The sequence below is a fragment of the Arthrobacter sp. CAL618 genome, assembly GCF_000468215.1.
Classification (GTDB): domain Bacteria; phylum Actinomycetota; class Actinomycetes; order Actinomycetales; family Micrococcaceae; genus Arthrobacter_D.
The window spans coordinates 1-5,011 of the sequence record NZ_ASZW01000081.1; the positions used below are offsets into that span (position 1 = coordinate 1).

Annotated in this window: 6 protein-coding genes and 1 pseudogene; all 7 read right to left on the reverse strand. The window is 64.3% G+C overall.

What is annotated here, in order from left to right:
* A pseudogene (locus K728_RS23060) lies at positions 1 to 164 on the reverse strand (YggT family protein); the annotation flags it as partial.
* 60 nt (positions 165 to 224) lie between these two features.
* On the reverse strand, positions 225 to 743 hold the full coding sequence (locus tag K728_RS0105060) for a cell division protein SepF (protein ID WP_019481332.1): 519 nt from the start codon (positions 741 to 743) through the stop codon (positions 225 to 227).
* Positions 744 to 780: 37 nt separating this feature from the next.
* Positions 781 to 1,545: a YggS family pyridoxal phosphate-dependent enzyme gene (locus K728_RS0105065; RefSeq protein ID WP_024476043.1), complete on the reverse strand. Its 765-nt coding sequence runs from the start codon at positions 1,543 to 1,545 to the stop codon at positions 781 to 783.
* Complete coding sequence (locus K728_RS0105070; RefSeq protein WP_024476044.1) at positions 1,542 to 2,255, reverse strand: polyphenol oxidase family protein; 714 nt, start codon at positions 2,253 to 2,255, stop codon at positions 1,542 to 1,544. Before K728_RS0105070 ends, K728_RS0105065 begins: the two co-directional genes overlap by 4 nt.
* Positions 2,256 to 2,266: 11 nt before the next feature.
* Complete coding sequence (ftsZ, locus tag K728_RS0105075; protein ID WP_024476045.1) at positions 2,267 to 3,463, reverse strand: cell division protein FtsZ; 1,197 nt, start codon at positions 3,461 to 3,463, stop codon at positions 2,267 to 2,269.
* A 186-nt stretch (positions 3,464 to 3,649) separates the two neighbouring features.
* A complete protein-coding gene (locus tag K728_RS0105080) occupies positions 3,650 to 4,429 on the reverse strand; it encodes a cell division protein FtsQ/DivIB (protein WP_237742088.1) in 780 nt (259 codons plus the stop codon).
* 134 nt (positions 4,430 to 4,563) lie between these two features.
* A partial coding sequence (locus K728_RS0105085) for a glutamate ligase domain-containing protein (RefSeq protein ID WP_272944180.1) occupies positions 4,564 to 5,011 on the reverse strand: 448 nt, incomplete at its 5' end.

Consider the following 5,011-nt stretch of genomic DNA (forward strand, 5'->3'; position numbering starts at 1 on the left):
GGCGGGTCGGTCACAGTGTAGACGCCCGAAGCCAACACCAGGGCCAGCCTCTTGGGGCGCCAGCCACGCGCAAACATCTGCACGGCATCGTAGACGATCCGAATAATCAGGGCTATCTGTACGACCATCAGTACCAGATAGATCAGAACAAAAACCAAACTCACGCGGCAGTCACAGTCCTAAAAGCGATACTTTGAGAGGAACTCGTGAACCAGTTAACCACGCTAGCTTTGATTGAAGAAACTAGCCTGCGCCTCGCTGGCCTTCTGGTCTTCTCCGAGTACCTCGATGTAGGAGGGCGACAGGAGGAAGACCTTGTTGGTAACCCGTTCGATGCTGCCGTGCAGACCAAAGACCAGACCAGCCGAGAAGTCCACCAGGCGTTTTGCATCCGATTCACCCATGTCGGTGACATTCATGATCACTGGGATGCCGTCGCGGAAGCTTTCACCGATCAGTTTCGCATCGTTGTAGGACCGTGGGTGCACGGTGGTGATCTGACGGAGAGCTGCCGAATCCTCGCGTGAGGACTGTGCGCGCTTGATCGGGGTCACCGGGGCACGGTACTCGTCCACCGGAGCGAGCCTGGCCGCCTGCGGGGCGTCAGCATGCCGGTCGTCACGGTCGTAGTCCACTAGGTGATCCTCGTTCCTGCTTTGTAAGTTCTTCTGCTCGGACTCGTAGTGCTCATCACCGTCGGCGAGCCCAAGATAGATCATTGTCTTGCGCAGTGCGCCAGCCATGGTAGCTCCTGTCGTGTCATTGGGTATAGTCCAGACGCTACCTCAAGGGTGGGCGTTCACCGAGGACCTGCGAACCTATTCTGAGGTGTGTCGCGCCGGCTGCGACCGCGGCTTCGAGATCCCCGCTCATACCAGCCGAGATGCCGGTGGCTGCGGGGAATTCGCCACGGAGCGTGGCTGAGATCTCGGCCAGCTCTCCGAACGCAGCAACGGGGTCTCTGCCCAGCGGCGCAACAGCCATCACACCAGCCAGCGAGAGACCGTCGGTCGCTTGGACGAGCCGCCCCAGGGCGACGACGTCGGTTGGGGCGGCGCCCCCTCGTTGATGCCCACTGATCGTCGCAGCGCGGCTGTCCCCGGTCGACAGATCGACCTGGATAAAGCAGGCGAGGGTCTTGGCGGCGCTGGTGCTGTCAGTGTCCTGGCCCGGTTCGGTTCGCCGGTTAGCCAACGCTTTGCCGAGCGCGGCGACGAGCGGTGCCCGGTCCACCGAATGGACTGCGTGTGCGTAGCGCACCACCGACCGCGCCTTGTTACTTTGCAGCTGGCCGATGAAATGCCAGCGCACTCCCAGGTCCGCGAGCTCCTGGGCCTTGGCTGCGGCCTCCTGGTCCCGGCTTTCTCCCATCTCGGTCACGCCCAGGGCGGCCAGGATCCGCAGGTCGCCCGCCGGGAAATATTTGGTGACAACGATGAGCCGCGGTTTATCGGTACGCCCCGATGCCAGCACCGCTTGATCGATTCGTTGGTGCACCGCCGAGAGCCGTTCGCTGAGCTCGTCGGCGCGCTGGGGGTCGGTCACTGGGTCCACACCAGCCCGGCGATCCGGCCAGCTGCGGGACTGCGACGGTGCGAATACAGTGCCCCGTTCTCAAGGGTGCAGAGTGTCGAGGAATCCTCGCTGACCTGTTGCACAGCCACACCGAGTGTCTCAAGCTGCGCCCGTACGGCTTGAGGCAGATCAAGGCCGGGGGTCGCCCACCGGGTGGTGGCTGTCGCGGCGGGAACCACGGCAGCTACCTCGCGGCGCATCTCCTCGGGGACCTCATAGCAGTCGCCGCAAATAGCGGGGCCAATCCAGGCCACCAGGTTCCGGGCATTCCGGCTGCGCAGCAGCTCGACCGTGTTGGCGATGACGCCGTCGAGGGTACCCTGGCGGCCGGCGTGCACAACAGCCGTGGCTCCCTCTGCACCGCCCCCGGCGGAGAGAACCACCGGAACACAATCGGCGACCATTACCGCCAGCGGGGTTGCCCCGCTGACGCTGACCAACGCATCAGCGCTGATCAGCTCACCCGCCGCTGCGTCCTCGACTATCTCGGCGGTGGCCGAGTGAGTCTGGTGCATGAACCGGAGGGAACCCTCGTCGATACCCATGGCGGCTTCGAGCTCCCGCCGACGCCGAAGGACCGAGGCGGGCTTATCCCCCACATGAAGTGCGAGATTGCCCGCCTGACTATTCGTGAAGGCTACCCAACGGCCGGGGCCGATTTCCTGGCGCCAGAAGAACACGGCGTCGGTGGTTACTTCAGGAAGTCAGGCACATCGAGTTCGTCTGACCGGCTCGAGGAGAAGTCAGGCTCCACCACGGCGGGCAGGTCGACGTCGAACCCTGAGTCGGCTGGGACGTTGTTGCCTGACTGCTGCGACCGCTGCGACCAGGCGCCGAGGCCTGCCGACGCGGGAACCGCTGCGGCCGCCGCCGGGGCGCTCGCTCCGACGGACGGCGCTGAGACCGGCTTGGACAGCTGTGCGCTGGGCTGTGACGTCGCGTCGACCTGGTCAAAGCCAGCTGCAATCACGGTGACCCGAGCCTCGTCGCCGAGGGCATCGTCGATCACGGCACCGAAGATGATGTTCGCTTCGGGGTGCGCTACTTCCTGGACCAGGCGGGCCGCCTCGTTGATTTCGAAGAGCCCCAGATCGGAGCCACCCTGGATGGAGAGCAGAACACCGTGAGCTCCGTCGATCGATGCTTCAAGCAGCGGCGAGGCAATGGCCAGCTCGGCCGCCTTGACGGCCCGATCTTCGCCGCGTGCCGAGCCGATGCCCATCAGCGCCGAACCGGCGCCCTGCATCACTGACTTCACGTCGGCGAAGTCGAGGTTGATCAGGCCAGGCGTGGTAATCAGGTCGGTGATGCCCTGAACACCTGAGAGCAGCACCTGGTCGGCTGAGCGGAAGGCATCGAGCATCGACACGTTCCGGTCGCTGATGGAGAGCAGACGATCGTTGGGGATGACGATCAGGGTGTCAACCTCGTCGCGGAGCGTATCGATCCCGGTTTCGGCCTGATTCGACCGGCGCCGACCTTCAAAGGTGAAGGGACGGGTGACCACGCCAATGGTCAGGGCGCCCAGGGACCTCGCGATACGAGCCACGACCGGTGCACCACCGGTTCCCGTACCGCCGCCTTCGCCTGCGGTAACAAACACCATGTCGGCGCCGCGCAGGACTTCCTCGATTTCTTCTGCATGATCTTCGGCCGCGCGGCGTCCCACCTCTGGGTCGGCGCCGGCGCCGAGGCCGCGGGTCAGTTCCCGTCCGACGTCGAGCTTCACGTCGGCGTCGCTCATCAGCAGGGCCTGTGCGTCGGTGTTGATGGCGATGAATTCAACGCCACGCAATCCCACCTCGATCATTCGGTTGACGGCGTTTACGCCACCGCCGCCGATGCCTACTACCTTGATGACGGCCAAGTAATTCTGCGGTGCTGCCACGGTCCTGTGTCCCTTGTTCGAATGCGCTGTGTGGGGCCTGATCCGGCTGGATCTGTTCCCAGCCTTCACCTTGACAACATTAACTCTCAACTTGAAAGTCAATGTTATGTCAAGTAACTTCTATTCAAGACGCTATGGGCAGGTGCACTCATCTGCAATGACCGAGCCCGCGTGTCGGATAATTCTTTAGCGAGTGACCGGACTCAACGGCGTGCTTACGTCAAAGACCTCGGCCGGCGGATCGGTCTGCGGGCCTGATAGCAGCGCCTCCAGCACCAGCGCCTTGGCCTGGTTCTCGTCCGAGCTACCCCAGAAGATGGTCTGGTCATTGGCGAGGGACAGTTCGACCGAATCCACGGAGTCCGCCGATGCGTGATTGAGCTGATTCAGGATACTCTCCGGCAAGGCGTCGAGCACCTCGGCGATCGAGGAAAACACTTCGCTGTTTACCGCATCGGTGCCGCCATCGATGAGGGGCAGCTGAACGGCATTGCGGTCGGCAACCGAGGCAAGTTGGCGCCCCTCCGCATCGATGAGGATAAAACGCTCGCTGCTCTGCAGGATCGCCACCGGTATCCGTTCCTCAATGGTGATCGCCAGGCCCGACGGCGGTACGGCGGCCACCGTGACGCTTTCAATCGGTGCGAACCCTTCGAGGAGCTGCTCGACATCCTCGTCGGCGATCTGTGGCAGGGGTGTTCCCAGCAACGGGTCGAGGGCGGCCGTGGCCTCCTCGGTGGTCACGAGCGTATTGCCGCTCACCTCGACGGACCGTAGCGCCAGGGCGGGCGAAAAAATGAGATAGGCAAGCAACCCCGCCATCAGTAGCACCACACCGGTGAGGCCCAGGATGAGATTCCGACGTCGACGCTTCCTGGGCGGCTCAGGGAAGGCAACCACCGAATTGGCGGTGTCATCATCGTCAGGTTCCTCCGGTAGCCACGGGTCCCCGGGGATCTTGAGCATCGAGACCTTACTGCTGGTGACCCGTGGCACCCGGACAGGCGCCGGCGCGCCGGACCCCGTCCCTGACCCCGCAGCCAGCTCGGAACCCGCGCCGGCCTCGGCCCCTGCACCGGGGGGTTTCGGCTTGCGACGGCTCATGAGTCGCGGGCGCTGTTGTCGGGCAGGGTGAGCAGGCCGACGAGGTCGGCACCGTACTGGGTGACGTCACCCGCCCCCACGGTCAGGATGATGTCCCCAGGGGCCGCACGGTCAACGACTGCCCTGACGGCTGCTGCGGGATCCGGGGCGTACCCGCCGGGCACGGTGAGTTGGTCGGTGATCAGTCGGCTGGTCACGCCGGGCATCGGGTCCTCCCGGGCCGCATATATATCCAGTACGGTGGCCGAGTCCGCCAGGTTGAGCGCCTGGGCGAACTCCACCGCGAATTCCCGGGTGCGGGAGAACAGGTGCGGCTGGAAGAGGACGTGCACGTGGTGGCCGGCAGCGACGGCGCGTGCCGCCGTCAGGGCCGCCGTCACTTCGGTGGGGTGATGAGCGTAGTCGTCGAAAACCCTCACTCCCCTGCCAGCCCCCTTCGCCTCG

Coding starts and splice junctions, on each gene's coding strand:
- K728_RS0105060 (WP_019481332.1), bottom strand. CDS start 743: ATGGCTGGCGCACTGCGCAAGACAATGATCTATCTTGGGCTCGCCGAC.
- K728_RS0105080 (WP_237742088.1), bottom strand. CDS start 4,429: ATGCTCAAGATCCCCGGGGACCCGTGGCTACCGGAGGAACCTGACGAT.